Here is a 24869-nt window from a genome sequence, read left to right as displayed (position 1 = left end):
CTGTCGGCGCTTTTTCCCCAAGTCAGCTTTGCCGCTTTTCCGTTGAATGGCCAGTACCGATCCGTCCTCCGCTCTCGTCCATGCCCTGCGCCAAGTGATGCGGCCCATCGTGCGTCTGCTGCTCGCCAAGGGCGTCAGCTACGGCTATTTTTCCGAGTTGCTGAAGGATGTATTCATCGATGTTGCCGAGCACGATTTTCCGATCGATGGAAAGCGACAATCCGACAGTCGGCTGAGCCTGATCAGCGGTGTGCACCGGAAAGACGTCAAGCGCATTCGCGCGGCAGGAAATTGCGCGACCCTGGCCCTGCCGGAGGCCGTGTCTTACGGCGCCCGACTGGTTGCAACGTGGGCCAATGTCCCTCCCTATTGTGACGAGGCGTTACGGCCGCGCCCCTTGCCGCGGCATGCGCGCTATGGTGGCGAATTGTCGTTCGAGTCTTTGGTGGGGAATGTCGTGAGGGATGTGCGGCCCAGAGTCGTGCTGGATGAATGGTTGCGTCTGGGCGTCGTCAGCCTCGACGAGCAGGACAATGTGGTCCTCAACGTCAATGCATTCATTCCGCAGAAAGGCTTCGAGGAAAAGGTCGCCTATTTCGGGCATAACGTCCATGACCACGCCGCCGCCGCGGTACATAACCTGGTCGGCGAGGGCACCCCCTTCTTTGAACGCGCGGTGCACTACGACGCGCTCAGCAAGGAGAGTGTTGCGCAGATCTCTGAGCGTGTGGGTGAATTGGGCATGGAAACCCTGATCTCGTTCAACCGTCTGGCGATGGAGCTCGAGCAGCGCGATGCAGCGACCTTGGTCGATAGACACCGCATCACGGTGGGGCTCTACTGCTATACCGAACCCGCTGACGGCAAACAGGAAGATTGAGCATGCTGTCTGACTGGCGATCATTCCTAGCGCGTTTCCTGATGGCGGCCTTGCCCGCCATCGCGTCCGTGTCGGCGTGGTCGCAGCCGGCCTGCGTGGATCCGGGCGGCATCGGCGGAACAGGGGCGCAGGCAAACCATGGCGGAATCGGGGGTACGGGCGCGCCGCAGCGGGAGGGGGGAATCGGTGGCACCGGTGCGCCCCTTAACGACGGCGGATTGGGGGGTACCGGCGCGCCGCAGATGCCGGGAGGCGTCGGAGGAACGGGCGCGCCGCTGGCGGGCGAGGATGGCATCGGTGGCACCGGCATCGTGGGCACCATTACCGGATTTGCGTCGGTATGCGTCAATGGGCTCGAGGTCTTCTATGACAACGGCACGCCGGTGGCGGTCAATGACCAGCCTGCGGGGCTGGGCGAGCTGGCAGTCGGGCAGGTGGTGGCGATCGAGGCCTACAGCGGTCGACGCGGACTCGAAGCGCGCCGGATCGATGTGCTGCACGCCTACGAGGGCCCGGTGACCGACGTGGATCTTGCCCGGGGGGTGATCCGTGTCATGGGCCAGGCGGTGCTGCTGTCGCGCGACACCCTGATCGGTGTCGACCTGCGCCCGGGAATGCGGGTGTCCGTCAGCGGCCTGGTGACCGCTGCGGGCGCAGTGCGCGCATCCCGCCTCGATCCGGCGCCTGCAGGCCGAGGCGATAGCGCGATTGTCGGCGTGGGACGACAGGGACCGGGCACCGGTCTGCCGCTGCGGGGCGGACCGTCCTTGGCGCGCCCGGGTGCCGGCAACGTCCTCGTCAGTGGACGCTGGAACGGCGGGGTCATGGAGGTTGCGGCGACGCGTGCGGATCCGGGATTGCCCTTCAGGGGCGCGGCAGCGAGGGCCGTGATCGAGGGGCTTGTCCAGGGCGCCGGGAATCAGGCTCTCAAGGTGGGCGGTTTCGACGTCCGGGTGAAGGGCGGTTCCGTGGCGCAGGCCGATGCGAGCCGCTTCAGCGTCGACACCCGGGTGCGGGTGACCGGGCGTCTCGATGGCGGTCGATCCGTGATTGCGGATCGCATCGACGTGCTCGAGACGCGACCGCAGCAGGAAAGGCAGATGCCCGGCGAGCGTCGCAAGGATAACGGGAAGGAGCTTGAGTCCGGCCTCGGTGGGACGGTTCAGGATGGGGGCGTCGAGGTGTCGGACGGGACGGCCGGCACCGGCGAAGGATCGGCCGACGTGGCTGCTGGCAATTCATCCGCCGGCGTCGCGGGGACAACAACTGGACTCGACGCCACACAGGACGCCGATGCTGAAGCGCTTTCGGCACGGATCGACAGGCTTGAACGCGGCGATGTCGTGGAGCGGGTCGAGCGCGCCGAAAGGGTGGAAAAGGTCGAACGGGTCGAGAAGGTGGAAAAAGTGGAGCGGCCCGATTCGATCGAGAAGGTCGAGCGCGTCGAGAAAGTCGAGCGCGTCGAGCGCCCGGAAGCCACGGAAAAGGTGGAACGGGTGGAAAGAGTGGAGCGCCCCGAATCGGTTGAAAAGGTCGAGCGCGTCGAGAAAGTCGAGCGCGTCGAACGTCCGGAAACCGCGGAAAAGGTGGAGCGGGTGGAAAGAGTGGAGCGCCCCGAATCGGTGGAAAAGGTCGAGCGGGTCGAGAAAGTCGAGCGTGTCGAACGCCCCGAAGCCGTGGAGAAGGTGGAGCGGGTCGAAAAGGCCGAGCGCCCCGAAAGCATGGACAGGGTGGCGCGCGTCGAGAAAGTGGAGCGGCCGGAGTCAGTCGAGAAAGTCGAACGGCCGGAGAAGGCCGAAAAGGTGGAAGCGCCCGAACGTGCGGAAAGGCTCGAGCGGCACTGAGCAGACAGTGATCGCGCGCCCGATGCGTGCGGCTTGATCAGAACGTCTGGTTCAGCATCAGTCCGCCCCCCCGGTCGGGGCTGGCGTCGGAAAAGCCGTTGATCAGATAGAGCTGGATCTTCGTCGATGCGCTCAGCCTCTGGCTCAGGAAGAGCGTGGCTTCACTGGTTTCGGCTCCGTGCTTGATGATCTTCTGCCGCCAGTCATAGGAGATGCCGGCTGTCAGGCCGGGATTGAGGCGGGAGGCCAGACCGAGCGAGGTGTAGACCGGGTTGCGGAAATCGCTGCCGGGCGGGTCGCCGAATTTCTTCCAGCCGAGCGTGCCGAAACCCGTGACCGGCCCGAAGCGGTGGGCGACATCGACCTGGAGTGCGACGTCGGCTTCACCAGTGCTGAGGCCGCGCTTTTCGTCACCGGTGGGCAGCTTGAGCTTGGTCACGACATCGAGCAGCAGTCCGCCGTCAGCGCCATCGAGTGCGGTCCATGATGCACTGAGTACGACGTCTCCCAGACCGCTTTCGGTTCTTCGGCTGGTCCCGGTGCCGGGCAGCGGTGTCAGGTCGGGGCCGACCGACACCCCGCCCGGTCCCGTTGTCCTGAGGTAGGGGAGGGTGACCTTGTAGGTCATCGCGTGGTCTTCGTATTTGCCAATGATGGGCAGATACCAGGTTTCGGACGTGCGCGATCCGCCGTATTTTCCGCTCGAATAGTCCAGCCCGTAGATCATGCTCCAGTCGCCGGCCGCAGCCGGCATGGCGTTGGCAACGAGGGTCAGGCCCAGCGCCAGTAAACCTCTGTTCACGGAAGATCCTCTCCATCGAGCAAGCCGCACAGCGCCGGCTGTGCGGTCACGCGCCTCGTTGCGCGCAGGGCCAGTGGGCCGCAAGAGTATACGGCAAGTATTAACGCTGGCTGAAGCACGGCTCGGGTCGCGCTGCGTGGCAGCGCTCAGTCGGGCAGGCGGAGAAAGACCCGGTACAGGAAGGGGGCGCCGAGGGTGAGCACGACGACCCTGAGTACGTGGGTCACGGTCACCAGCGGCACGCCGAGCTGGAGGACCTTGGCGGTAATGCACATTTCGGCGACGCCGCCAGGCGCGGCAGCGAGGACGAGTGTTGCCAGTGGCGTGTCTGACGCACTGGCTGCGAGCAGGGCCAGCACGCATCCTAGGGCGACGGCGAACAGCGCTGACACGGCTGCTGTCGCCAGAAAGCGTGGCGCGGCGCGGAAGAACGTGGGCGAGAAGCGGCAGCCGAGCGAACACCCGATGAGCAACTGCCCGCCATTGACCACCCACCCTGGCAGTGCAGACAGGCTGAGACCCAGCCCGGTCAGGATGCCGACCCCGAACAAGGGGCCCAGCACCCATGCGTTGCCGATGCGCAGTGCGGTGAGCAGCAAGCCGCCACCCAGGCTGGCGGCGACAAGGGCCGGCAGTTGCGAGGGCACGACGGTGGCGGCCAGCGGTTGATAGAGGTCGCTACCGTGCGCGCCCGACCAGTTCAGCCCGAGGGGGACGATGGCCACCACCAGCATGACCCTGAGCGCGTGCGCGGCGGCAATGCGGTCGACGGCACCGCCGAAGCGTTCCGCCAGCACGGCCATTTCCGATGCGCCGCCGGGCAGGGCGGCGAAGAACGCTGTCGGTTTGTCTACCTTCGCCAGACGCAGCGTGAGCACGGCGCACAGCAGGCCCACGATCAGGGCGCCGCCGGCAATCAGGCTGACCAGCATCAGGTTTGCCTGGAGCAGGCTCAGCACGGCCGGGGTGAAATAGAGGCCGAGCGCGGTGCCGATGGCCCATTGTCCTGCATGCCGGCCACCCGGCGCCGGCATCAGCGGGGCGCCGAGCACGCGCAGCAAGGCGACACCGAATAGCGGCCCGAGCATCCACGGCAGGGGGCTGCGAATGCTCAGGGCGGCAGCGCCGGCCGCGCCACCGATCGCAAGGGTGACGAGAACGAGGGCGATGTTGCCCAATCGATTCGCGCCCGCAGGATCAGGGGACATACACTCGGCCTGTTGTTGATCGGGTCCGACTTTCATGGCGGCGGGGCAATGGTGTCTTGCCATTGGCGCAGGAAATCGCGTGCCTTGAGTTGGTCGAGGTAGGTCAGCAGGCCTGCGCCGATATGAATGGGCCGGAAGGCCGCGCCGAGTTGCTGCTGGAGGTCGCCTGCCGCGGACTCGGCGGGGACGTCGGCGCGCACGGAGTAGAACCCGGCATTTTTCGACAGCAGGCGCTGGCCGCTCGGGGACAGCAGATAGTCGAGCCACAGGCGCGCGCCGTTCGGATGGCGCGCCTGACGCGAGATGAACGCTACCCGGCTCATGACCAGCGTGTAGTCACGGGGCAGGACGATGCTCAATACGGGATCCCGGGCCGCGCGAAGTGCGGCGTACGAACCGAGCAGGTTGTAGCCCAGCAGGGCGTTTCCCGAGGATATGCGGTCGAGCATGTCGGCGGTGGAAGGTTCAGTCTGGATGCCCGTGCGGGCAAACGCCTCGGCCAGGCGCCAGAACACCACCGGGTTGGCCAGTACATCCTGGCTGTGCAACAGATAGCCGAGGCCCGAGCGCGCGGGATCGTAGGTGATCAGCTTGCCCCGCATCCGTGTGGGCGGGTGAGCCAGCAGACGCAGCAGTTCGGCGTGGCTTCGCGGCACAAGATCGGCCGGCAGCAGTTTGTTGTTGTATACGATTGCCACGGGCTCGAAGCTGGTGCCGAAGGCTTCGTCCTTCCAGATCGCCCACTTCGGCAGCGCCGCGGTCTGCTCCGAACGGTGCGCCTGGGCGTAACCGTCATTGACCAGCTTCACCTGCAGGTCCATGGCCGAGCTCCACACCACATCCGCGACACCGCCCTCGGGCGCTTCGGCGACAATGCGCCGGTACAGGTCGGACGAGGCCATGTCACGGTAGTCGATCCTGACGCCCGGGTAGCGGCGCTCGAAATCGAGTACGAGTTCGCGGGCGACGACTTCGTCGGTCGCAGCATAGATCACCACCGTGCCTTCGCGCACGGCGGCCTCGTGCTGATCCGAGACGAATTCGGCACCTGCGGCCGTAGTGGCAGTCGCCAGCGCGCACATCAGGGCGACGAGGCGACCGATACGGCAGGTCAGGATACGCAATGGAATGCTCCAGTCGGATGCGGGGTGCTTTGCTCGGCAGGCGTTTTGCGGCAGGATAATTGACCAACAACCTTTCGATCCACTTTCATTCTTATGCGCCTGTTGCTCGTGGAAGACCATGCGGACCTGGCCGAGTGGGTGTCGAAAGCCCTGAACCATGCCGGTTATGCGGTCGATGTCATGAGCCGTGGCGATCACGCGGATCATGCACTGCTGACCCAGCCCTACGATGTGGTGGTGCTCGACCTGTCGCTGCCGGGGCTCGACGGTCTCGAGGTGCTCAAGCGCATGCGCGCCCGCGAGACGACGGCGCATACGCCGGTCCTCGTGCTGACGGCGCGTGGCAGCACCGAAGATCGGGTGCGTGGCCTCAATCTGGGGGCGGACGACTATCTGCCCAAGCCCTTCGATCTCTCGGAGCTCGAGGCCCGGATCAAGGCCTTGCTGCGTCGTGCCGGCAATCTGGTGCCCGTGGTCCGTATCGGCCGGCTCGAATTCGACACCGGCTCCAGGCTGGCAAGGGTGGATGGCAAGCCGCTGGCACTGACGCCGCGTGAGCTTGCCGTGCTGGAAGTGCTGATTTCCCGCCAGGGGCGGCCGGTGGCGCGTGAAACCCTGTTCGAGAAAGTGTTTGCCTTCGACGAGGAGGCGCGCGCCGAGGCCATCGAGATTTATGTGCATCGTCTGCGCAAGAAGCTCGATGGTTCGGGCGCGGTGGTGACGACCTTGCGAGGCCTGGGCTACCTGTTGAGCGAAGCCGCTGGATGACGCGTGACGTCAGCCTGCGGCGCCGGTTTGCGACCTGGCTGCTGCCCTCGCTGCTCGCGTTGCTGCTGATCAATGCGGTGCTGTCATATTACGGCGCGCTCACGGCGGTAAACCGTGCCTACGACCGTTCGCTCACCGCGTCCATCAGTGCAATCGCAGAGCGCGTGCATTCGCTCGAGGGCAATATCTCGGTGGACATGCCGTATTCGGCCTTCGACGTATTCGAGTCGAACATGCAGGAGCGCCTGTTCTATGCGGTGATCGGGCCCGATGGCGTTCTGGTGACGGGGTACGGTGATCTCGTGCCGCCGTCCGGGCTGGCCGACGACCAGCCGCCGCAGATCGTTGATAGCATCTACCGCAACTTCAGCGTGCGCGTGGGGGCGGTCCGCAAACGTCTCTACGACCCCGCGTTGAACGGGGGGGATGCGGCAACGATCGTGTTCGCCGAGACGACGGAGTCGCGGCTCGAATTGGCAAAGGAGCTGTTTTTCGACAGTCTGAAGAGGCAGTTTCTGCTGGTCGCGCTGGGCGCCGTGGTATTGGCGATGGCGCTGACCTCGGCCTTTCGTCCGCTGCTGGCGCTGCGCGAGGCCATTCGTACCCGCGACGAGGAGGACCTGACGCCCATCACCGCCACCGACGTCCCGACCGAGGTCAGGCCGCTGATCGATGCAATCAACCATCACACCGAACGTCTGTCACGCATGCATGCGGCGCGGCGGCGCTTTCTTGCAGATGCCGCACACCAGATCCGTACCCCGCTGGCGGTGCTCAGTACCCAGGCCGAGTACGGCCAGCGCCTGAGCGATCTGCAGGAGGTCCGGCATACCTTCAAGAGCCTGCTCGGCACCTTGCGCAGTACGCGCAGGATGGCCGACCAGATGTTGGCGCTGTCGCATGCGGAATCGGCCGAATTGCTGATGCAGTCGCAGGAGCGCGTCGACATCAGCCGCCTGGCCAGGGAGGTGGCGCTCGAACTGGCGCCGGTGGCGCTGAACAAGGGTATCGAGCTGGCCTTCGAGGATGGTGGTGAAGCCCACGTCGATGGCAACCTGCAGATGCTGCGCGAACTGACGGCCAATCTGCTCGACAACGCGATCCGCTACAGCCCTGCCAATACCCAGGTGGTCATCGCCAGTGGTGCGACCGGAGAGCGGGTGGCCTTGTGCGTGAGTGACCAGGGACCGGGAATTCCGCCGTCCGAAAGGGACAAGGTGTTCCAGCGCTTCTATCGCATCCTCGGGCAGGACAAGGCCTCGGGTAGCGGACTTGGTCTGGCGATCGTACGCGAGATCGTACTTGCCCACGGTGGCAGCATTTCCCTCGACGAGGGTACGGATGGCTGCGGGCTGACCGTGCTGGTGGAGTTTCCGCGGGCGCGCCGGGCGCCGGAATAAAAAAGCAGGGCGCCGGGGCGCCCTGCAGGTGGATGTATCGCCGCCGGCGCAATTTCCGGAGGGCGCCACATCAGGCCGGGCGGATACGGGGAGGAGGTCCGCCGCCCGAGCCGGACATCATGCCATTGCGTGCTGGCGACGATGGGCGTCGATGGCCTTGAACACGCGGGGCCCCACCAGCATCGCAATGGCGGCAATCCACAAGCCGATCGAGATCGGGCTCGAAAACAGGATGCCCAGTTCGCCATTGCTGATCGACAGCGCGCGGCGCAGATTCTGCTCCATCATGTCTCCGAGCACGAAGCCGAGGATGAACGGTGCCATGGGAAAGTTCATCACCCTGAGCAGGTAGCCGAACCCGCCCAGCAGCGTGCCGACGATGAGGTCGAAGGTGGTCCCATGCACGGCATACACCCCGACCATCGACACTGCGGCGACACCCGGCACCAGGATCCAGTTCGGGATCTGCAGGAACTTCACGAAGAGCTTGATCATCGGGATGTTCATCAGCACCAGCATCACGCTGCAGATGGCAAGCGATGCGATCAGGCCCCACACGATCACCGGCTGGTCCTGGAACAGGGTCGGACCCGGCGTGATGTTGTACAGCGTGAGCGCACCGATCATTACCGCGGTGGTGCCCGAGCCCGGTACGCCGAGGGTCAGCATCGGAATCAGCGAACCGTAGGCGGAGGCGTTGTTGGCCGCTTCCGGCGCGGCCACGCCGCGCACGTCGCCTTCGCCAAAGCAGTGGTCCTTGCCTGCGAGGCGGCGCTCCATCGAGTAGGTCATCGCCGACGCGATCGAGGCGCCCGCGCCCGGCAGCACACCGACGAAGAAGCCCACGACCGCGGAGCGCAGCATGGTCCATTTCGCGCGCAGGAACTCCGCCGAGTTGAACATCGTGCGCCCGGTAACCTCCACCGCCTGCACGCCGCCATGGTGACCCTGCAGCATCAGCATCAGCTCGCTGACGGCAAACAGGCCGATCACCACCACGATGAAGGGAATGCCGTCCGACAGATGAAGCAGGTCGAAGGTGTAGCGATACACGCCACTGTTGGCATCGATGCCGACGCAGGCGATGACCAGGCCGATCAGCATGCCGATCGCCGCCTTGAGCAGTGAGTCGCCGACCAGTCCGCCGAGGCAGGACAGGGCCAGCACCATCAGTGCAAAGTACTCGGCCGGACCGAATGCCAGTGCCCAGTTGGCCAGCAGCGGCGCAAAGGCGACGATGCCGACGGTGGCGATGATGGCGCCGGTAAACGAGGCGACCGCCGAGATCGACAGTGCGGGGCCGGCCAGCCCCTTCTTGGCCATCGGGTAGCCGTCGAGCGTGGTCATGACCGCACCGGCGTCGCCGGGTACGTTGATCAGGATGGCCGAGATACGGCCGCCGAACTCGCAGCCGGAATAGACCGCTGCAAGCAGGATGAGGGCGGACTCCGGTGGCAGCTTCATCGCATAGGCGATGGGCAGCAGGATCGCGACCCCGTTGATCGGACCCAACCCAGGCAGCATGCCGATGATGGTGCCGAGGAAGGCACCGATCAGGCAGATCAGCAGGTTGGTGGGGGTGCCGGCGACGGCAAAGCCGTCGAGCAGATGAGAGATGATTTCCATGGCTTACCCCAGAAGTGGCTTGAGCCAGAAGCCCGTGGGCAGGGCGACGTCGAGCACGCGATCGAACATCACGAACAATGCGATACCGAGGCCGGTGCCGCCGATCGCGGCCTGCTTCCACGTGCCGCCGAAGAAGCGGGCCAGCGGAATCGACATCAGCGCGGTCGAGATCACGAAACCGAGTTTGTCGAACAACAGCGCATAGGCCAGAACGACCAGGAACATGGCGCCAATGCGCATCAACACCGGTGATGGTGCCCATTCGGTGGGGGGGCGCCGGGTGGCAATGAGTCCGATTGCGCAGATGCCCAGCAGCGAGAACACCAGCAGCGGGAACGCGCGCGGGCCGACCGGTTCGTAGGAGATCGGGGCCCGCAGGTCCCAACCGAAGTAGATGCCGCCCGCAGCAAGCAGCAGTAGGAAGACGCCAAAGACGCGTTCGCTCATGATTCTCTCCAGTCGTGGGTGAGGGAGCAGCGTCGGCCGTGTCGCGCCGCATTCGCGGCGCCGCCGTGGCCGACGCGTCCGGACCAGACGAAATTACTGGGCGACCATGCCGAATTCGGTGGCCAGCTCGGCGTAGTGCTTCACGCGCTCCTTCACGTAGGCGTCGAGCTTGTCGCCGGTCAGGTTGAAGGGGAACAGTCCCTGGGCTTCACGCAGCTTGGCGAACTCGGGCGAGGGCAGCATCTTGTCGAAGGTCCCCAGCCACCACTTGTAATCGGCGTCGGCGACCTTCGGTCCCATGTAATAGCCGCGAATGATCGGCCACTCGACGTCGTAGCCCTGCTCCTTGGCGGTGGGGATGGCGTTCAGTTCGCCCGGCAGGCGCTCGGCGGCGAGCACGCCCAGCACGCGCACGCGGCCGCCCTTCATGTGGGCGGACACTTCCGAGGCGTCACCCGAATAGACCTGTACGTGCCCGCCCTGCAGCGCGGTCATGGCCTCGCCGCCACCTTCGAAGGCGACGTAGCGCATGCTCTTGAAGTCGATGCCGGCAGCCTTGGCAACCAATGCCGATTTCATCCAGTCCTGGCTGCCGACGGAACCGCCGGCACCGAACACGACCTTGGTGGGGTCGGCCTTGATCGCCGCCATCAGCTCCTTCAGGTCCTTGAACGGCGAATCGGCGCGCACGATGATGGCGCCGTAATCAGCGCCGGCAGTGGCCAGCCACTTGACGTCGTTGACCGTATATCGGCCGAACTTGCCGATCGCCAGATTCAGCAGCGAACCACCGGAAAACGCGACGATGGTGCCGCCTTCGTCGGGGCGCTGCGCGATCACCGTGTTGTAGGCCACCGCGCCGATGCCGCCCGGCATGTAGGTCACGCGCATCGGCGCATCGATGTACTTGCCGTTCTGCAATCCGCCCTGGACGAGCTTGCAGGTGAGATCAAATCCGCCGCCGGGCTTGGCCGGCGCGATGCACTCGGGCTTCTCCGGTGCCGCGGCATGGGCGCTGCCGAGCGCAAAGGTGGTGGCGATGACGAGCAGGGTCTTGTTGAACATTTCAGGTCTCCTCCGTTCTGGAATCTCTTGGCGTATCCGGACGCTGAACGCCGGCACGTGCAGCAAACGATAGGAGAACCGGCTTTCGTTCTGCTTTCAGTGCGAAAGATCGGATCTTGAGACGTGCGCGCATGCCTGGTGTCGACGCGCTGCTTCCCGGTGCTGGTGGCGGCCAGCCTGCGAGGAGCGCCTTCGAATCCCCTGTGCCTTGCTTCCAGGCGAACACGGTGGCCAATGCTGCGGCTGAGCGCAGTCCATATTGGTGCAAAACCACTCGGCGTGCGATGTTTTAGTGCATGAATAAAAGATTCATACAGATAACTTGTTGATTCTTCGCTGCGGCGGGGGGTGGCACGGCTCGTGCTTTTCCTGTGAGGAAACATTTGTTCTTAAACTGCAATACAGGGGGTCAATTACATGTACAGCACGAGGACGATCGGCGCGCAGATCCGGGCGCGAAGGGAGGCGCAGTGAAATTTGTCAGCGCAATCATCAAACCATTCAAGCTCGACGAGGTTCGCATGGCGCTCGCTGCGGTGGGGGTGCAGGGGCTGACCGTGACCGACGTCAAGGGGTTCGGGCGTCAGAAGGGGCATACCGAGCTCTATCGCGGCGCCGAGTACGTCGTGGACTTTCTGCCCAAGACGAAACTCGATGTTGCCATCGATGACGACCGGCTCGATGACGTGATCGCAGCAATCGAGAAGTCGGCCGCTACCGGAAAGATTGGCGACGGCAAGATCTTCGTTTTCGATCTGGCCGAGGTCGTTCGTATCCGTACCGGTGAGTCCGGTACGCAAGCACTGTAAGGAGCGCACGATGCAGAGGATTCTCGCAGTGGTGGCGATGTTGTTCGCTTTCGGCTTTGCGCTGCCCGCCTGGGCAGAAGGGGGAGGCGAGGTAGCCGCGTCCGCAGTGGCGGCAGTGGCCGACGGCGGTACGGCAAATGCGGTGGTTGCCGCACCGGTCCCTGACAAGGGTGATACGACGTGGCTGATCGTATCGACCCTGCTGGTCGTGATGATGGCCGCACCTGGGCTGGGGCTTTTCTACGGTGGCATGGTGCGCGCCAAGAACATGCTCTCGGTGCTGATGCAGACCCTGGTGGTGTTCTGCATGCTCGGCATCCTGTGGGCGATCTATGGCTACTCGCTGGCCTTTACCGAAGGCAATGCCTTCATCGGCGGCTTCGACAAGCTCTTCCTGCAGGGCGTGACGGCGGATTCGCTGGCCGGCACCTTCAGCAAGGGCGTGGTCGTGCCTGAGTTCATCTACATCGCCTTCCAGCTCACCTTTGCCGCCATCACGCCGGCGCTGATCGTGGGCGCCTTCGCCGAGCGCATCAAGTTCTCGGCAGTGCTGGTGTTCATGGTGCTGTGGTTTACCTTCTCCTACCTGCCGATGGCGCACATGGTCTGGTTCTGGGCCGGTCCCGACGCCTACACCAGTGCCGAGGCGGCCGAGGCTGCCGGCGCGACCGCGGGCTTCCTGTTCCAGAAGGGCGCGCTCGACTTTGCCGGTGGCACGGTGGTGCATATCAACGCCGGTGTGGCAGCGCTGGTGGCTGCGATCGTGGTGGGCAAGCGCATTGGCTACGGCCGCGAAACCATGGCGCCGCACAACCTGCCGATGACGATGGTGGGTGCATCGCTGCTGTGGGTGGGCTGGTTCGGCTTCAACGTGGGGTCGAACATGGAAGCCACCGGCGTGGCGACGCTGGCCTTCATCAACACCTTGCTCGCAACCTGCGCGGCGACCTTCGCCTGGACGCTGATCGAGTGGGCGCGCAAGGGCAAGCCCTCGATGCTGGGCGCGATCTCTGGCGCCATTGCGGGTCTGGTCGTGATCACCCCTGCGTGCGGCTTCGTGGGCCCGATGGGCAGCCTGATCATGGGTGGTCTGGTCGGCGTGGTGTGCTACTGGGGGGTCAATGGCCTCAAGCACGCCCTCGGCGTGGATGACTCGCTCGACGTGTTCGGCGTGCATGGTATCGGCGGCATCCTCGGAGCCCTGCTCACGGGGGTCTTTGCTGCGCCTTCGCTCGGTGGCACCGGCGTGTGGGACTACGTCACCGACACCGTCGCCGAGTACGACATGGTGTCGCAGGTGATTGCTCAGGCATGGGGCGTGGGCACGGCCGTGGTGTGGTCCGCCGTGGTGTCCTTCATCGCCCTCAAGCTGGTCGATCTGACCATCGGTCTGCGTGTCTCCGAAGAAGAGGAACGTGAAGGCCTGGACGTCAGCTCACACGGTGAGACGGCCTACCACGCCTGATTGGCGTGTTGTCCGTGACCAGCCTCGGACGCGTTGGGGGCTGGTCACGGGCAGGCCGGATCAGGCCGGGTTCGGATACATCAGGATGCTGAGAAAGCGGATCGGGCACTGAATCAGTTTCTCCGGTCCGTGAGGAATTTCGCCGTCGAAGGTCAGGGCATCGCCCGGATTGAGCACATAGGTGTGCTGGCCGTGGCGATACTCGATGCAGCCTTCGAGCATGTAGATGAACTCGGTGCCCGGGTGCTCGAAGATCGGAAAGGTCTCGGATTCGTGATCGATGGTGATCAGGAAGGGTTCGAAAGTCTTCGTCGGCCCCTGGCCGTATGACAGCAGATGGTAGGTGTGACCGCGCTTGGTGCCGCGGCGCACCACTTCCATGCCCTCATCCTTCGGCACCAGCTGCGCGCTGCCCGAGGGTACGTCATAGCTCTTGAACAGGGTGGCAAGCGAGACCCCGAGCGCCTGCGCGAGGCGGGACAGGGTATCCAGGCTGGTGGCGGTCTGCGCATTCTCGATCTTGGACAGCATGCCGCGACTGATGTTGGCGAGCGTGGCCACATCGGCAATCGTGAGGCCGTGCTTGAGCCGGATCTCTCGCAGGGTGTTGCCAAGGTAGCGCTCCAGGCTCCCTGCAGCGGTCGCATCGGACATGGCTTCTCCTCTCTGAAACAGTCGTTTCCAGAATTATTGCATATCGCCCGAAAATACATTGTTTCCCATGAGGAAAATAAGTTGACTTGAAAAATGCTGCTGTGCAGAATGTGAATCATTAGTTCTCTACATGAAACATCAGAGGTCTCCATGTCACCCCAGCGCCGCTACACACTGTCGCTCTCCTGTCCGGACCGGGTCGGTATCGTTGCCGCCGTCAGCACGTTCTTCTCCAGCCACCAGGGCTGGATCACCGAGGCGAACCACCACGCGGACGTGGACGGCAAGCGCTTCTTCATGCGCCAGGAGATCCTGGCCGACTCGCTGCCCTTCGGAATCGATGCGCTGCGCGAGAAGTTCGCCCCGATCGCGCGTGAGTTCGGCATGGACTGGAAGATCAGCGACAGCGCGCGCAAGAAGCGCGTGGTGGTGCTGGTGAGCAAGCAGGAGCACTGCCTGTACGACCTGCTGTCGCGCTGGCATGCGGATGAGCTGAACATCGAGATCCCGTGCGTGATCTCCAACCACGAGACCTTTCGCGGTCTGGTGGAGTGGCACGGCATTCCCTTCCATCACGTGCCGGTCACGCCCGAGACCAAGGCCGAGGCCTACGCCAGGGTCGAGGACCTGTACCGCGAGGCCGAAGGCGACGTGATGGTGCTGGCGCGCTACATGCAGATCCTGTCGCCGGGGCTGTGCGATCGCTACCCGGGTCAGATCATCAACATCCACCACAGCTTCCTGCCCAGCTTCGTCGGCGCCAAGCCTTACCACCAGGCCTATGCGCGCGGGGTGAAGCTGATCGGGGCGACCTGCCACTACGTGACCTCGGAGCTGGATCAGGGGCCGATCATCGAGCAGGACGTGATCCGCATCGACCACTCGGACGCACCGGACGATCTGGTGCGTTATGGCAAGGACATCGAGAAGGCGGTCCTCGCCCGCGGCCTGCGCTACCACCTGGAAGACCGGGTGCTGGTACATGGCAACAAAACCGTCGTTTTCCGCTAAGGAACAGCCATGCCCTGGCGTCTATTACGCTTTGCCCTGAACAGGAAGCATCCGGAGCCCCGGATGTTCACCCACCACGACAAACTCAAGTCGAGCTACGACGTCGTCATCATCGGTGCCGGCGGCCATGGTCTGGCCGCGGCCTACTACCTGGCCGCCGAGCACGGCGTCAAGAACGTGTGCGTGCTGGAGAAGGGCTATATCGGCGGCGGCAATACCGGTCGCAACACGACCATCATCCGCTCCAACTACCTCACCCCCGAGGGCGTGAAGTTCTACGACGAGTCGGTCAATCTGTGGCAGGACCTGTCGCGCGACTTCGACCTCAACCTGTTCTACGCCAACCGCGGCCACTTCACGCTGGCACACACGGATGCGGCTGTGCGCACCATGCGCTGGCGCGCCGAGGTCAACAAGCATTACGGCGTCGATTCCGAAGTCGTCGGACCCGAAGCGGTGAAGGAAGCCGCGCCGATGATCGATCTTTCGTGTGCCGGTCATGCACCCATCCTCGGTGCGCTCTATCACGCGCCGGGTTCCGTGGCGCGTCACGACGCGGTGGCCTGGGGCTACGGCCGCGGTGCCGATCAGCGCGGGGTGGAAATCCACCAGCAGACCGAAGTGCTTGGCATCGACGTTCAGGGCGGAAAGGTGAAGGGAGTCAATACCTCGCGCGGCTACATCTCCACCAACAAGGTGCTGTGTGCGGTCGCCGGGTCGACGCCGCGCATCCTGAAGATGGTCGACGTGCGCACGCCGATCTACATCCATCCGCTGCAGGCCATGGTCAGCGAGCCGGTCAAGCCCTGGCTCGACCCGATCCTGGTCTCCGGCAGCCTGCACGTGTACATCAGCCAGTCTGCACGCGGCGAACTGGTGATGGGTGCCTCGCTCGACCCGTACGAGCTGCATGCGACGCGCTCGACCCTGGACTTCGTCGAGGGCCTCACCTCGCACATGCTCGACATGTTCCCCTTCCTGTCCAACGTGAAGGTGATGCGGCAGTGGGCCGGCATGGCCGACATGACGCCGGACTTCGCGCCGATCATGGGCAAGACGCCGGTGGAAGGCTTCTACCTCGATTCCGGCTGGGGTACCTGGGGCTTCAAGGCCACGCCAGTGTGCGGCAAGACCATGGCCCACACCCTCGTCAATGACACACCGCACCCCCTGATCACCGGCTTCTCCCTCGACCGTTTCAGCCACTACGCGCTGACCGGTGAAAAGGGTGCGGCGTCGGTCGGCCACTGAAGGAATCACGCCATGAAGATCATGACCTGTCCCCTGAACGGCCCGCGCCCGGTTTCAGAGTTCTTCTACTGGGGCGAAGTGCGCCCGATGCCTGACCCCGACACCTGCACGGACGCAGAGTGGGCCGACTACGTGTTCAACCGCAACGGCGCTCCCGGCGTCAAGCGCGAGTGGTGGTGCCACACCCCGAGCAACACCTGGTTCATCGCCGAGCGCGATACCGAAAAGGACGTCGTGCTCAAGACCTACTTCTATCAGGGAGATGCGTGATGCGACTGCCCGCGACCAGCGGCGAGTGGATTGACCGCTCCGCACCCATCGAATTCAAGTTTGAAGGCCGCAGCTACACCGGCTACACCGGCGACACGGTGAGTTCTGCGCTGTGGGGCGCGGATGTCCGCGTGCTCGGCCGCAGCTTCAAGTATCACCGTCCGCGCGGTGTGCTCTCGCTCGCCAACCATGACACCAACGCGCTGCACCAGTGGGGCGACCAGCTCAACCTTCGCGCCGACGTGGTGCCCTTGCAGGCCGGCATGGATCTTACCGCGGTCAATACTTTCGGCGGCCTCGACGGCGACAAGGGTCGGGTGCTCGGCCGCTTCGCCCGCTTCCTGCCGGTGGGCTTCTACTACAAGGCCTTCCACACCAAGGGCCTGTTCCCGATGTGGGAGCGCATGTTCCGTGCAATGACCGGTCTGGGCAAGGTCGACCTCGACAGCCCGCGCCGCAGCACGCCCAAGGCCTACGATTTCTGCGACGTGCTGGTGATCGGCGCGGGCCCCTCGGGCCTGTCCGCCGCGTTGTCTGCGGCTGCCCAGGGTGCAAGTGTCGTGGTGGTCGATGAGAACGCACGCGCTGGCGGCAGCGCCGGCTATCAGATCGGCAACGACCCGGCGCGCGCCGAGATTCATGCCCGACTGTTGGCGCAGGTCTCTGCCAATCCGCTGATCCGGGTGCTCACCAGCACCTATGCGGCCGGTTACTACAAGGACCACTGGCTACCGCTGGTCAGTGCCGAGCGCATGCTCAAGATGCGAGCCGGCAGCGTGGTGGTGGCCAGCGGCGGTTTCGAACAGCCGGCGGTATTCCGTTACAACGACCTGCCTGGCGTCATGCTGGCCTCGGCAGCACAGCGCCTGATGCATCGTTACGGCGTCAAGCCGATGCAGCGAGCAGTGGTGCTGACGGCCAATGCCGACGGCTACCGCGCGGCGCTCGACCTGCTGGCGCGCGGCGTGGCCGTGGCGGCAGTGGTCGATCTGCGTGCGCGTGCAGGCACGGCGGCGACGCTGGTGCAGCAGCTGCGCGATGCGAAGGTCGAGGTGCTGATGTCGAGCTGCATCGTCGAGGCCGTGCCTGGTACAGGCGGTGCCAGCGTGGCCGCAGCGCGTGTCGGCGCGGTGCAGGCGGACGGCTCGCCGGCGGCAGACCTGCGCGACATCGCTTGCGACGGCATCCTGATGAGCGTGGGTTGGGCGCCGGCGGCCAACCTGCTGTATCAGGCCGGCACCAAAATGCGTTTCGAGCGTGCGGTCGAACAGTTCGTCCCCGATGTGCTGCCCGACGGTGTGTTCGCCTGCGGCCGCGTCAACGGTGTGCATGAACTCTCGCGGCGCATGGCCGATGGCACCCGTGCCGGCAGTCATGCCGCAGCGGCTGCAGGCTTTGGCGAGGCGGTGGGCAGCGCGCTTGCGCCGGAAGTGGAATCGCCCAGCCATCCGTGGCCGATTGTGGCGCATCCGGAGGGCAAGAACTTCGTTGATTTCGACGAGGACCTTCAGCTCAAGGATTTCCACAACGCGGTGCAGGAAGGCTTCGACAACATCGAGTTGCTCAAGCGCTACTCCACCGTGGGCATGGGCCCCAGCCAGGGCAAGCACTCCAACATGAACGGTCTGCGCATCCTGGCCCGGCTCTCGGGCAAGGAGCCGCAACAGGTTGGCACCACGACGGCACGTCCCTTCTACCATCCGGTACCGATGGCGGTGCTGGCCGGGCGCGGCTTCAACCCGGAACGCCGTACCCCGCTGCACTCGCGCCATGAGGCGCTGGGTGCGAAGTGGATGCCGGCCGGTGTGTGGCAGCGTCCCGAGTTCTACCAGTTGGCCGGCAAGGTGCGCCTGGACTGCATTCGCGAGGAAGTGGCGGCGGTGCGCGGAGGGGTGGGTCTGATCGACGTCGGCACCCTGGGCAAGCTCGAAGTGATCGGGCCGCAGGCGGCCGAGTTCCTCGAGCGCGTCTATACCTCCAACTACGCCAACCTCAAGGTCGGCATGACCCGCTACGCCGTGATGTGCGACGAGGCTGGCGTGGTGATCGACGACGGCGTGGTCGCGCGACTGGCAGAGGACCATTTCTACTTCACCACCACCACCTCCGGTGCGGCGACGATCTATCGCGAACTGTCGCGCCTCAACACGATGTGGGGGCTGGATTGCGGCATCGTCAATCACACCGGCGCCTTCGCCGCCATGAACCTGGCCGGCCCGCGCTCGCGTGAAGTGCTGGCCACACTGACCGCGACCGACCTCTCGGCAGCTGCCTTCCCCTACCTCGCGGTGCGCGAATGCACCGTGGCGGACATCCCCGCCCGACTGATGCGGGTGGGCTTTGTCGGCGAGTGGGGCTACGAGATCCACGTTCCGGCACGCTTCGGCGGCGCGTTGTGGGATGCGTTGATGGCGGCCGGTGCGGCCCACGGCATCCGCCCCTTCGGTGTCGAAGCGCAGCGTCTGCTGCGTCTGGAAAAGGGCCACATCATCATCGGCCAGGATACCGACGGCCTCACCTCGCCGCTCGAAGTCGGCATGGGCTGGGCTGTGAAGATGAACAAGCCCTTCTTCGTCGGTCAGCGCAGCCTCAAGGCGATCGCCTCGAAGAAGCTCAAGCAGCAGCTCGCCGGTTTCACGCTGCCGCCGGGCTACAGCGGTGACGTGCCGCTGGAATGCAACCTCGTCATCGCCGATGGCGACATCGCCGGTCGCGTCACCAGCATTGCCTGGAGTGCGACGCTGGGACGCCACATCGGGCTCGCCTTCCTGCGCCCCGATCTCGCCACCGTCGGCAACAAGGTCAGCATCCGCCTGACCGACGGTGCCATGGTCGAGGTAGAAGTCAGCCCGACCCCGTTCCATGACCCCGAAAACCTGAAGCAGAAGGAGGCGGTATGAGTCAGGCGCTTGCAAGCAGCCCGGTGGCGGAGATCGTCGCCGAATTGCTGACCGATGCGGTGCGGCAGGCCGAGGCCGCCGCAGTGCTCGGCATTGCCGATGTGTCGCTGGAGGTGCGCTGCGGTTGCAAGGGGCCGGGCACGGTCGCCTGGCTCGACAGCCTCGACGTGCCGGTGCCGGAGAAATTCAACAGCTGGTTGCCGCTCGGTGAACGCGGCCGGATCGCCCGCCTGGGCATGACCGAATTTCTGATCGAGGGCGATGCAGCGGTGGTCGAGCGTCTCACCACGACGCCGCGGGCCGCCGGGGTGTATCCGGTTCAGCGCGAGGATGCGGCGCTGATGCTGGGCGGTGCGCGGGTGAATGAACTGCTGCGCCAGACCTGCAACGTGAATTTCGCGGCCCTGAACCTCGCAGATCGTCCGGTGGTGCTCACCAGCCTGATCGGCGTCGGTGTGACGGTGCTGCTGGAGCAGACCGCGCAAGGGCTGATCTATCGCATCTGGTGTGACGGCAGCTATGGCCGGTATGTGTTTGAAACGCTTCACGACATCGCGCACGAGCTCGGTGGCGGCACGGTATCACCCCAGCATCTATACGCATAACCCGATCCCAACATTCCTATCCGGAGAGTGGCAATGACGCCCATCGAAGCCAAGCAGTTTCTCGCCGACAACAAGGTCAAGTATGTCCTGGCCCAGTTTGTCGATATTCACGGTTCGGCCAAGACCAAGTCCGTACCGGTTTCGCATTTCGAAGAGATCCTCACCAACGGCGCCGGTTTTGCCGGTTTCGCCGTGTGGGGGCTCGGCATCGAGCCCAATGGCCCTGACTTCATGGCCGTGGGCGATCTCGACACCCTGTCGCTGGTGCCGTGGCAGCCGGGCTATGCCCGCATCGCCTGCGACGGCCACGTCAAGCGCGAGCCCTGGCCGCTCGATACCCGCGTCGTGCTGAAGGAGCAGATCAAGCGCCTCGACGCCAGGGGCTGGACCTTCTTCACCGGGCTTGAGCCTGAATTTTCGCTGCTGAAGAAGGATGCCGCCGGGAACATCATTCCGACCGATCCGACCGACACCCTGCCCAAGCCCTGTTACGACTACAAGGGCCTGTCGCGCAATCGCGAGTTCCTCGAAAAGCTGGTGGAGAGCCTGCGCGAGGTCGATGTCGATGTCTATCAGATCGACCACGAGGACGCGAACGGCCAGTTCGAGATCAACTACACCTACGCCGACTGCCTGACCTCGGCCGACCACTACCTGCTGTTCAAGATGGCGGCTTCCGAGATCGCCAACGATCTGGGCATGATCTGCTCCTTCATGCCCAAGCCCTTCGCCAACCGGCCGGGCAACGGCATGCACATCCACATGTCGATCGGTGACAAGGAAGGCAACGCCAACCTCTTCGCCGACAAGACCGACAAGCATGGCCTCGGGCTGTCGAAGCTGGCCTACCAGTTCCTCGCCGGCATCCTCGCCCACGCCCCGGCGCTGGCCGCGATCTGCGCGCCCACGGTCAACTCCTACAAGCGTCTGGTGGTGGGTCGTTCGCTGACCGGCGCCACCTGGGCACCGGCCTACATCAGCTACGGCGACAACAACCGTTCGTCGATGGTGCGTATCCCCGGCGGGCGTCTCGAACTGCGTCTGCCCGACGGCGCCTGCAACCCCTACCTGGCCACCGCGGCGGTGATCGCGGCGGGTCTGGACGGGATCGAGCGCAATCTTGATCCGGGCGAGCCGCACAACCAGAACCTGTACGACATGAGCCCGGAGCAGCTGAAGGAAGCGGGCATCGGCATCCTGCCGCAGAACCTGCATGAAGCGCTGGTCGCACTCGAACAGGACACCGTGCTGTGCAAGGCACTGGGGCCGGTCGCGGATGAATTCCTGCGCCTCAAGCACATGGAGTGGGTGGAGTACATGCGCCATGTGTCGGACTGGGAAGTCAAGAACTACCTCGAATTCTTCTGATTCGGCCTGACGCGACAAGATTGGAAACAAGGAGAAGCAAACATGTGTGGAATCGTCGGATTGCTGGTCAAGACGCCGGCATTGCGTGAAAGACTGGGCGAGTTGATGGTGCCGATGCTGATCGGCATGACCGAGCGCGGACCCGATTCGGCCGGCCTCGCGGTATTCGGTCAGCCCCTGCCCGAGAGCGAGCGCAAGATCAGCCTGTATTCGGGCCTGACCGAAGATGGTGCGGATTTCAACTGGCTCGGTCTCGGTCACGAACTGAAGGCGCATCTCGGGGTGAGCGCCCAGGTCGAGGCCAAGGGCAACCATGCGGTACTCAGCTTCAGTCTCGCCCCCGAAGTGGTGAAGCGCTGGGTGAAGGAGCATTACCCCAGGCTGCACATCCTGTCGACCGGTCGCAGCATCGACCTGTACAAGGACATCGGCACACCGGCTGAAGTGGCCGCACGCTACGGTTTTGCAGGACTCAAGGGCTCGCACCTGGTCGGTCATACCCGGATGGCGACCGAATCGGCCGTGACCCCGGACCGCGCCCACCCCTTTACCGCGGGCGAGGACTTTTGCCTGGTGCATAACGGTTCGCTGTCGAACCCCAACGGCATCCGTCGCATGCTGGAGCCGCGCGGCATCCGCTTCGAGACCGACAACGATACCGAAGCAGCCTGCCGCTTCCTGGAATGGCGCCTGCGTGAAGGTGACGACCTCGAGGTCGCGCTGCAGAAGGGGTTCGAGGAGCTCGACGGCTTCTACACCTTCCTCATGGGCACCCCGGACAAGCTTGCGCTGATCCGCGACCCCTTCGCCTGCAAACCCGCCGTCGTGGCGGAAACCGATGACTACGTGGCCATCGCCTCCGAATTCCGGTCGCTGGCCCACCTGCCGGGCGTGAAGCACGCCCATGTGTTCGAACCCGCGCCCGAGGAGATGTACGTATGGAACGCCTGACTTTCGATCTCGCCACCACGTCGCTGCGTGAGCTCAATACCTTCCTGCACACGGATGCCAGGGAAGGCAAAGTGGAGGCGGTTACCGTCGTCAATCCGGACGGCGCCCACAATATCGCGGTCGGTCTCGACTGCCCGATCACCGTCGAAGTGGTCGGCCACGCCGGCTACTACGCCGGCGGCATGAACAAGTCCGCCACCATCACCATTACCGGCAGCGCCGGCACCGGTGTGGGCGAGAACATGATGAGCGGTAAGGTGCATGTGAAGGGCTTTGCCTCGAACGGCGCCGGCGCCTCCGCCCATGGCGGACTGCTGGTCATCGAGGGTGACGCCGGGCTGCGCTGCGGCATCTCGCTCAAGGGCGGCAACATCGTCGTGGGCGGCTCGGTCGGCAGCTTCTCGGCCTTCATGGCCCAGGCCGGCACCATGGTGATTTGCGGCGATGCGGGCGACGCGCTGGGCGACTCGCTGTACGAGGCGGTGCTGTACGTGAAGGGCTCGGTGAAGTCGCTCGGCGCCGATGCGCAGTTCGAGCCGATGACTGACGCCGACATCGCCACCGTGGCCGGACTGCTCGACAAGGCCGGTCTGGATCACGACCCCAAGGCATTCAAGCGGATCGCCTCGCAGCGTTCCCTCTACCACTGGAACGCTGACGCGAACCAGGAATATTGAGCAGGAATCAAGAGGAGTTCGATGATGGAAACCAAACCCGTGCATTTCAAGAACGTGTCGCGCGAAGAATCCTACGGTTACGACCGCAAGACGCTCGACTACATCCGCAACGCCGCTGCCCACGGTCTGTACGAGATCCGCGGCATGGGCGCCAAGCGCAAGCTGCCCAACTTCGACGACCTGGTCTTCCTCGGCGCGTCGATGTCGCGTTACCCGCTCGAAGGCTATCGCGAGAAGTGCCTCACCAAGACCCTGCTCGGCACCCGCTTTGCCAAGAAGCCGATCGAGCTGGAAATCCCGATCACCATCGCCGGCATGAGCTTCGGCTCGCTGTCGGCCAACGTGAAGGAGGCGCTCGGTCGCGCCGCGACCGAGATGGGCACCTCGACCACCACCGGCGACGGCGGCATGACACAGGAAGAGCGTCAGTCCTCCAAGACCCTGATCTATCAGTGCCTGCCGTCGCGCTATGGCTTCAACCCGGACGACGTGCGCCGTGCCGATGCGATCGAAGTGGTGATCGGCCAGGGCGCCAAGCCCGGCGGCGGCGGCATGCTCTTGGGGCAGAAGGTGTCGCCCCGTGTTGCGGGAATGCGTACCCTGCCCGAAGGCATCGACCAGCGCTCGGCCTGCCGTCACCCGGACTGGACCGGCCCGGACGACCTCGCGATCAAGATCCAGGAACTGCGCGAGATCACCGACTGGGAGAAGCCGATCTACGTCAAGGTGGGCGCGACCCGTACCTTCCACGACGTCAAGCTGGCCGTGCATTCCGGCGCCGACGTGATCGTGGTCGACGGCATGCAGGGCGGCACCGCTGCGACCCAGACCTGCTTCATCGAACACATCGGCATCCCGACCCTGGCCGCAGTGCGTCAGGCGGTGAATGCGCTCGAAGACCTCGACATGATCGGCAAGGTCCAGCTCGTGGTGTCCGGCGGCATCCGTACCGGGGCCGACGTCGCCAAGGCGCTGGCCATGGGCGCGGACGCAGTGGCCATCGGCCAGGGCGTGCTGGTCGCGCTCGGCTGTAACGGCGAGACCTACTACCAGAATGGCACCCTGCACAGCGCCGAAGCCGACTACACCGCGATTGGCGCAGCGGCGGGCTTCTGCCACCACTGCCACACCGGCAAGTGCCCGGTCGGGATTACCACGCAGGATGCGATCCTCGAGCAGCGCCTGTCGCCGGAAGTCGGCGCCAAGCACCTCAGGAACTACCTCAAGACCCTGAACATGGAACTCACCACCATTGCCCGGGCTTGCGGCAAGCAGAACGTGCATCACCTCGAACGCGAGGATCTGGTTGCGCTCACCATCGAGGCTGCCGCGATGGCCGGCCTGCCGCTGGCGGGCACCAACTGGATTCCGGGTCAGGGCTTCTGATTCGAGCGATTCCGCCATCGCCCCGATGAGGCGATATCGGGCCGGGCCGGCGTTACCGGGCCGGCCCTTTTTTCAGGGAGATTCGATCGACATGACGGCACAGATCATCGACGGCAAGGCGCTGTCGAAACAGCTTCGCGTGGGCTTTCGCGAGCGCGTGGAAAAACTGGTGGCGCAGGGTGTGCGCCCCGGGCTGGCGGTCATCCTGGTCGGCGACAATCCGGCCTCGCGGGTGTATGTGGGCAACAAGGTGAAGGCGTGCGAGGAGTGCGGCGTGCGCTCGCTGCACGTGGCGCTGCCGGCCGATATGGCGGAGGTGGAGATGCTGGCCCGCATCGCCCAGCTCAACGCCGACCCG

23 protein-coding genes are annotated in these 24869 nt (G+C 64.7%); 16 read left to right on the top strand and 7 right to left on the bottom strand.

Features of this window, described 5'->3' with window-relative positions; genetic code table 11:
• The first annotated feature begins 46 nt into the window (after positions 1-46).
• The gene (locus J5J83_RS13070) at positions 47-880 is read left to right on the top strand and encodes a DUF6502 family protein (protein ID WP_212349784.1); all 834 of its coding nucleotides are present in this window, start codon (positions 47-49) and stop codon (positions 878-880) included.
• A 2-nt stretch (positions 881-882) separates the two neighbouring features.
• On the top strand, positions 883-2724 hold the full coding sequence (locus J5J83_RS13065) for a DUF5666 domain-containing protein (protein ID WP_212349782.1): 1842 nt from the start codon (positions 883-885) through the stop codon (positions 2722-2724).
• Between the two features lie 37 nt (positions 2725-2761).
• Here J5J83_RS13065 and J5J83_RS13060 read toward each other — a convergent pair whose 3' ends face one another.
• The 3 genes from J5J83_RS13060 to J5J83_RS13050 form a co-directional block, all read right to left on the bottom strand.
• Complete coding sequence (locus J5J83_RS13060; RefSeq protein WP_349251893.1) at positions 2762-3526, bottom strand: hypothetical protein; 765 nt, start codon at positions 3524-3526, stop codon at positions 2762-2764.
• Between the two features lie 146 nt (positions 3527-3672).
• Complete coding sequence (locus J5J83_RS13055; protein WP_212349780.1) at positions 3673-4734, bottom strand: AbrB family transcriptional regulator; 1062 nt, start codon at positions 4732-4734, stop codon at positions 3673-3675.
• Between the two features lie 32 nt (positions 4735-4766).
• Complete coding sequence (locus J5J83_RS13050; RefSeq protein ID WP_249115710.1) at positions 4767-5858, bottom strand: ABC transporter substrate-binding protein; 1092 nt, start codon at positions 5856-5858, stop codon at positions 4767-4769.
• Positions 5859-5951: 93 nt separating this feature from the next.
• On the opposite strand from J5J83_RS13050, the gene J5J83_RS13045 reads away from it, so the two are divergent.
• Positions 5952-6626 carry a response regulator gene (locus J5J83_RS13045; protein WP_212349778.1) on the top strand — a complete coding sequence of 225 codons (675 nt, stop codon included), beginning with the start codon at positions 5952-5954 and terminating at the stop codon, positions 6624-6626.
• Positions 6623-8026 carry a sensor histidine kinase gene (locus J5J83_RS13040; protein WP_212349776.1) on the top strand — a complete coding sequence of 468 codons (1404 nt, stop codon included), beginning with the start codon at positions 6623-6625 and terminating at the stop codon, positions 8024-8026. The genes J5J83_RS13045 and J5J83_RS13040 overlap by 4 nt, the downstream gene beginning before the upstream one ends.
• Before the next feature lie 117 nt (positions 8027-8143).
• On the opposite strand, the gene J5J83_RS13035 is transcribed toward J5J83_RS13040, so the two are convergent.
• From J5J83_RS13035 to J5J83_RS13025, 3 genes are all read right to left on the bottom strand, one after another.
• Positions 8144-9652 carry a tripartite tricarboxylate transporter permease gene (locus J5J83_RS13035; protein ID WP_212349774.1) on the bottom strand — a complete coding sequence of 503 codons (1509 nt, stop codon included), beginning with the start codon at positions 9650-9652 and terminating at the stop codon, positions 8144-8146.
• 3 nt (positions 9653-9655) lie between these two features.
• Positions 9656-10099, bottom strand: a complete 444-nt coding sequence (locus J5J83_RS13030; protein ID WP_212349772.1) for a tripartite tricarboxylate transporter TctB family protein — start codon at positions 10097-10099, stop codon at positions 9656-9658.
• Between the two features lie 93 nt (positions 10100-10192).
• Positions 10193-11164: a tripartite tricarboxylate transporter substrate binding protein gene (locus tag J5J83_RS13025; RefSeq protein WP_212349770.1), complete on the bottom strand. Its 972-nt coding sequence runs from the start codon at positions 11162-11164 to the stop codon at positions 10193-10195.
• Between the two features lie 470 nt (positions 11165-11634).
• Between J5J83_RS13025 and J5J83_RS13020 the strand changes: the two genes are divergently transcribed.
• Entirely contained in the window at positions 11635-11973 is a 339-nt protein-coding gene (locus tag J5J83_RS13020) for a P-II family nitrogen regulator (protein WP_212349768.1), read from the top strand.
• Between the two features lie 10 nt (positions 11974-11983).
• The gene (locus tag J5J83_RS13015; protein ID WP_212349766.1) at positions 11984-13438 is read left to right on the top strand and encodes an ammonium transporter; all 1455 of its coding nucleotides are present in this window, start codon (positions 11984-11986) and stop codon (positions 13436-13438) included.
• A 60-nt stretch (positions 13439-13498) separates the two neighbouring features.
• Here the strand turns inward: J5J83_RS13015 and J5J83_RS13010 are convergent, their stop codons facing one another.
• Positions 13499-14092: an XRE family transcriptional regulator gene (locus tag J5J83_RS13010; RefSeq protein WP_212349764.1), complete on the bottom strand. Its 594-nt coding sequence runs from the start codon at positions 14090-14092 to the stop codon at positions 13499-13501.
• A 150-nt stretch (positions 14093-14242) separates the two neighbouring features.
• Between J5J83_RS13010 and purU the strand changes: the two genes are divergently transcribed.
• The 10 genes from purU to J5J83_RS12960 all read left to right on the top strand — a co-directional run.
• Positions 14243-15103 (top strand): formyltetrahydrofolate deformylase, encoded by an 861-nt coding sequence (purU, locus tag J5J83_RS13005; RefSeq protein ID WP_212349762.1) that lies wholly within the window; start codon positions 14243-14245, stop codon positions 15101-15103.
• A 63-nt stretch (positions 15104-15166) separates the two neighbouring features.
• On the top strand, positions 15167-16354 hold the full coding sequence (locus tag J5J83_RS13000) for an FAD-dependent oxidoreductase (protein ID WP_212349760.1): 1188 nt from the start codon (positions 15167-15169) through the stop codon (positions 16352-16354).
• Positions 16355-16366: 12 nt separating this feature from the next.
• Positions 16367-16624: a sarcosine oxidase subunit delta gene (locus tag J5J83_RS12995; RefSeq protein ID WP_212349758.1), complete on the top strand. Its 258-nt coding sequence runs from the start codon at positions 16367-16369 to the stop codon at positions 16622-16624.
• Complete coding sequence (locus J5J83_RS12990; protein ID WP_212349756.1) at positions 16624-19524, top strand: 2Fe-2S iron-sulfur cluster-binding protein; 2901 nt, start codon at positions 16624-16626, stop codon at positions 19522-19524. Before J5J83_RS12995 ends, J5J83_RS12990 begins: the two co-directional genes overlap by 1 nt.
• The gene (locus J5J83_RS12985) at positions 19521-20129 is read left to right on the top strand and encodes a hypothetical protein (protein ID WP_212349755.1); all 609 of its coding nucleotides are present in this window, start codon (positions 19521-19523) and stop codon (positions 20127-20129) included. Before J5J83_RS12990 ends, J5J83_RS12985 begins: the two co-directional genes overlap by 4 nt.
• Before the next feature lie 33 nt (positions 20130-20162).
• Complete coding sequence (gene glnT / locus J5J83_RS12980) at positions 20163-21497, top strand: type III glutamate--ammonia ligase (RefSeq protein ID WP_212349753.1); 1335 nt, start codon at positions 20163-20165, stop codon at positions 21495-21497.
• Between the two features lie 42 nt (positions 21498-21539).
• The gene (locus J5J83_RS12975; RefSeq protein ID WP_212349751.1) at positions 21540-22448 is read left to right on the top strand and encodes a class II glutamine amidotransferase; all 909 of its coding nucleotides are present in this window, start codon (positions 21540-21542) and stop codon (positions 22446-22448) included.
• On the top strand, positions 22436-23125 hold the full coding sequence (locus tag J5J83_RS12970; RefSeq protein WP_212349749.1) for a protein glxC: 690 nt from the start codon (positions 22436-22438) through the stop codon (positions 23123-23125). Before J5J83_RS12975 ends, J5J83_RS12970 begins: the two co-directional genes overlap by 13 nt.
• Before the next feature lie 24 nt (positions 23126-23149).
• Entirely contained in the window at positions 23150-24511 is a 1362-nt protein-coding gene (locus J5J83_RS12965) for an FMN-binding glutamate synthase family protein (RefSeq protein WP_249115709.1), read from the top strand.
• Between the two features lie 91 nt (positions 24512-24602).
• Positions 24603-24869, top strand: a 267-nt coding sequence (locus tag J5J83_RS12960; protein ID WP_282959127.1) for a tetrahydrofolate dehydrogenase/cyclohydrolase catalytic domain-containing protein, incomplete at its 3' end; no start/stop codon positions are given.

The sequence above is a fragment of the Azoarcus sp. L1K30 genome (assembly GCF_018122735.1).
Taxonomy (GTDB): domain Bacteria; phylum Pseudomonadota; class Gammaproteobacteria; order Burkholderiales; family Rhodocyclaceae; genus Parazoarcus.
The sequence above is the reverse complement of the archived record's forward strand: the minus strand, read 5'-3'. Positions and strand labels throughout refer to the sequence as shown.

Bases quoted from the DNA above. Each gene is read 5' to 3' on its own strand.
- J5J83_RS12990 (WP_212349756.1), top strand. From the start codon at position 16,624: ATGCGACTGCCCGCGACCAGCGGCGAGTGGATTGACCGCTCCGCACCC.
- J5J83_RS12970 (WP_212349749.1), top strand. From the start codon at position 22,436: ATGGAACGCCTGACTTTCGATCTCGCCACCACGTCGCTGCGTGAGCTC.
- J5J83_RS13025 (WP_212349770.1), bottom strand. From the start codon at position 11,164: ATGTTCAACAAGACCCTGCTCGTCATCGCCACCACCTTTGCGCTCGGC.
- J5J83_RS13015 (WP_212349766.1), top strand. From the start codon at position 11,984: ATGCAGAGGATTCTCGCAGTGGTGGCGATGTTGTTCGCTTTCGGCTTT.
- J5J83_RS13065 (WP_212349782.1), top strand. From the start codon at position 883: ATGCTGTCTGACTGGCGATCATTCCTAGCGCGTTTCCTGATGGCGGCC.
- J5J83_RS12985 (WP_212349755.1), top strand. From the start codon at position 19,521: ATGAGTCAGGCGCTTGCAAGCAGCCCGGTGGCGGAGATCGTCGCCGAA.
- J5J83_RS13070 (WP_212349784.1), top strand. From the start codon at position 47: ATGGCCAGTACCGATCCGTCCTCCGCTCTCGTCCATGCCCTGCGCCAA.
- J5J83_RS13010 (WP_212349764.1), bottom strand. From the start codon at position 14,092: ATGTCCGATGCGACCGCTGCAGGGAGCCTGGAGCGCTACCTTGGCAAC.
- J5J83_RS13040 (WP_212349776.1), top strand. From the start codon at position 6,623: ATGACGCGTGACGTCAGCCTGCGGCGCCGGTTTGCGACCTGGCTGCTG.
- purU (WP_212349762.1), top strand. From the start codon at position 14,243: ATGTCACCCCAGCGCCGCTACACACTGTCGCTCTCCTGTCCGGACCGG.
- J5J83_RS13035 (WP_212349774.1), bottom strand. From the start codon at position 9,652: ATGGAAATCATCTCTCATCTGCTCGACGGCTTTGCCGTCGCCGGCACC.
- J5J83_RS13000 (WP_212349760.1), top strand. From the start codon at position 15,167: ATGTTCACCCACCACGACAAACTCAAGTCGAGCTACGACGTCGTCATC.
- J5J83_RS12965 (WP_249115709.1), top strand. From the start codon at position 23,150: ATGGAAACCAAACCCGTGCATTTCAAGAACGTGTCGCGCGAAGAATCC.
- J5J83_RS13030 (WP_212349772.1), bottom strand. From the start codon at position 10,099: ATGAGCGAACGCGTCTTTGGCGTCTTCCTACTGCTGCTTGCTGCGGGC.
- J5J83_RS12995 (WP_212349758.1), top strand. From the start codon at position 16,367: ATGAAGATCATGACCTGTCCCCTGAACGGCCCGCGCCCGGTTTCAGAG.
- J5J83_RS13045 (WP_212349778.1), top strand. From the start codon at position 5,952: ATGCGCCTGTTGCTCGTGGAAGACCATGCGGACCTGGCCGAGTGGGTG.
- J5J83_RS12975 (WP_212349751.1), top strand. From the start codon at position 21,540: ATGTGTGGAATCGTCGGATTGCTGGTCAAGACGCCGGCATTGCGTGAA.
- J5J83_RS13055 (WP_212349780.1), bottom strand. From the start codon at position 4,734: ATGTCCCCTGATCCTGCGGGCGCGAATCGATTGGGCAACATCGCCCTC.
- glnT (WP_212349753.1), top strand. From the start codon at position 20,163: ATGACGCCCATCGAAGCCAAGCAGTTTCTCGCCGACAACAAGGTCAAG.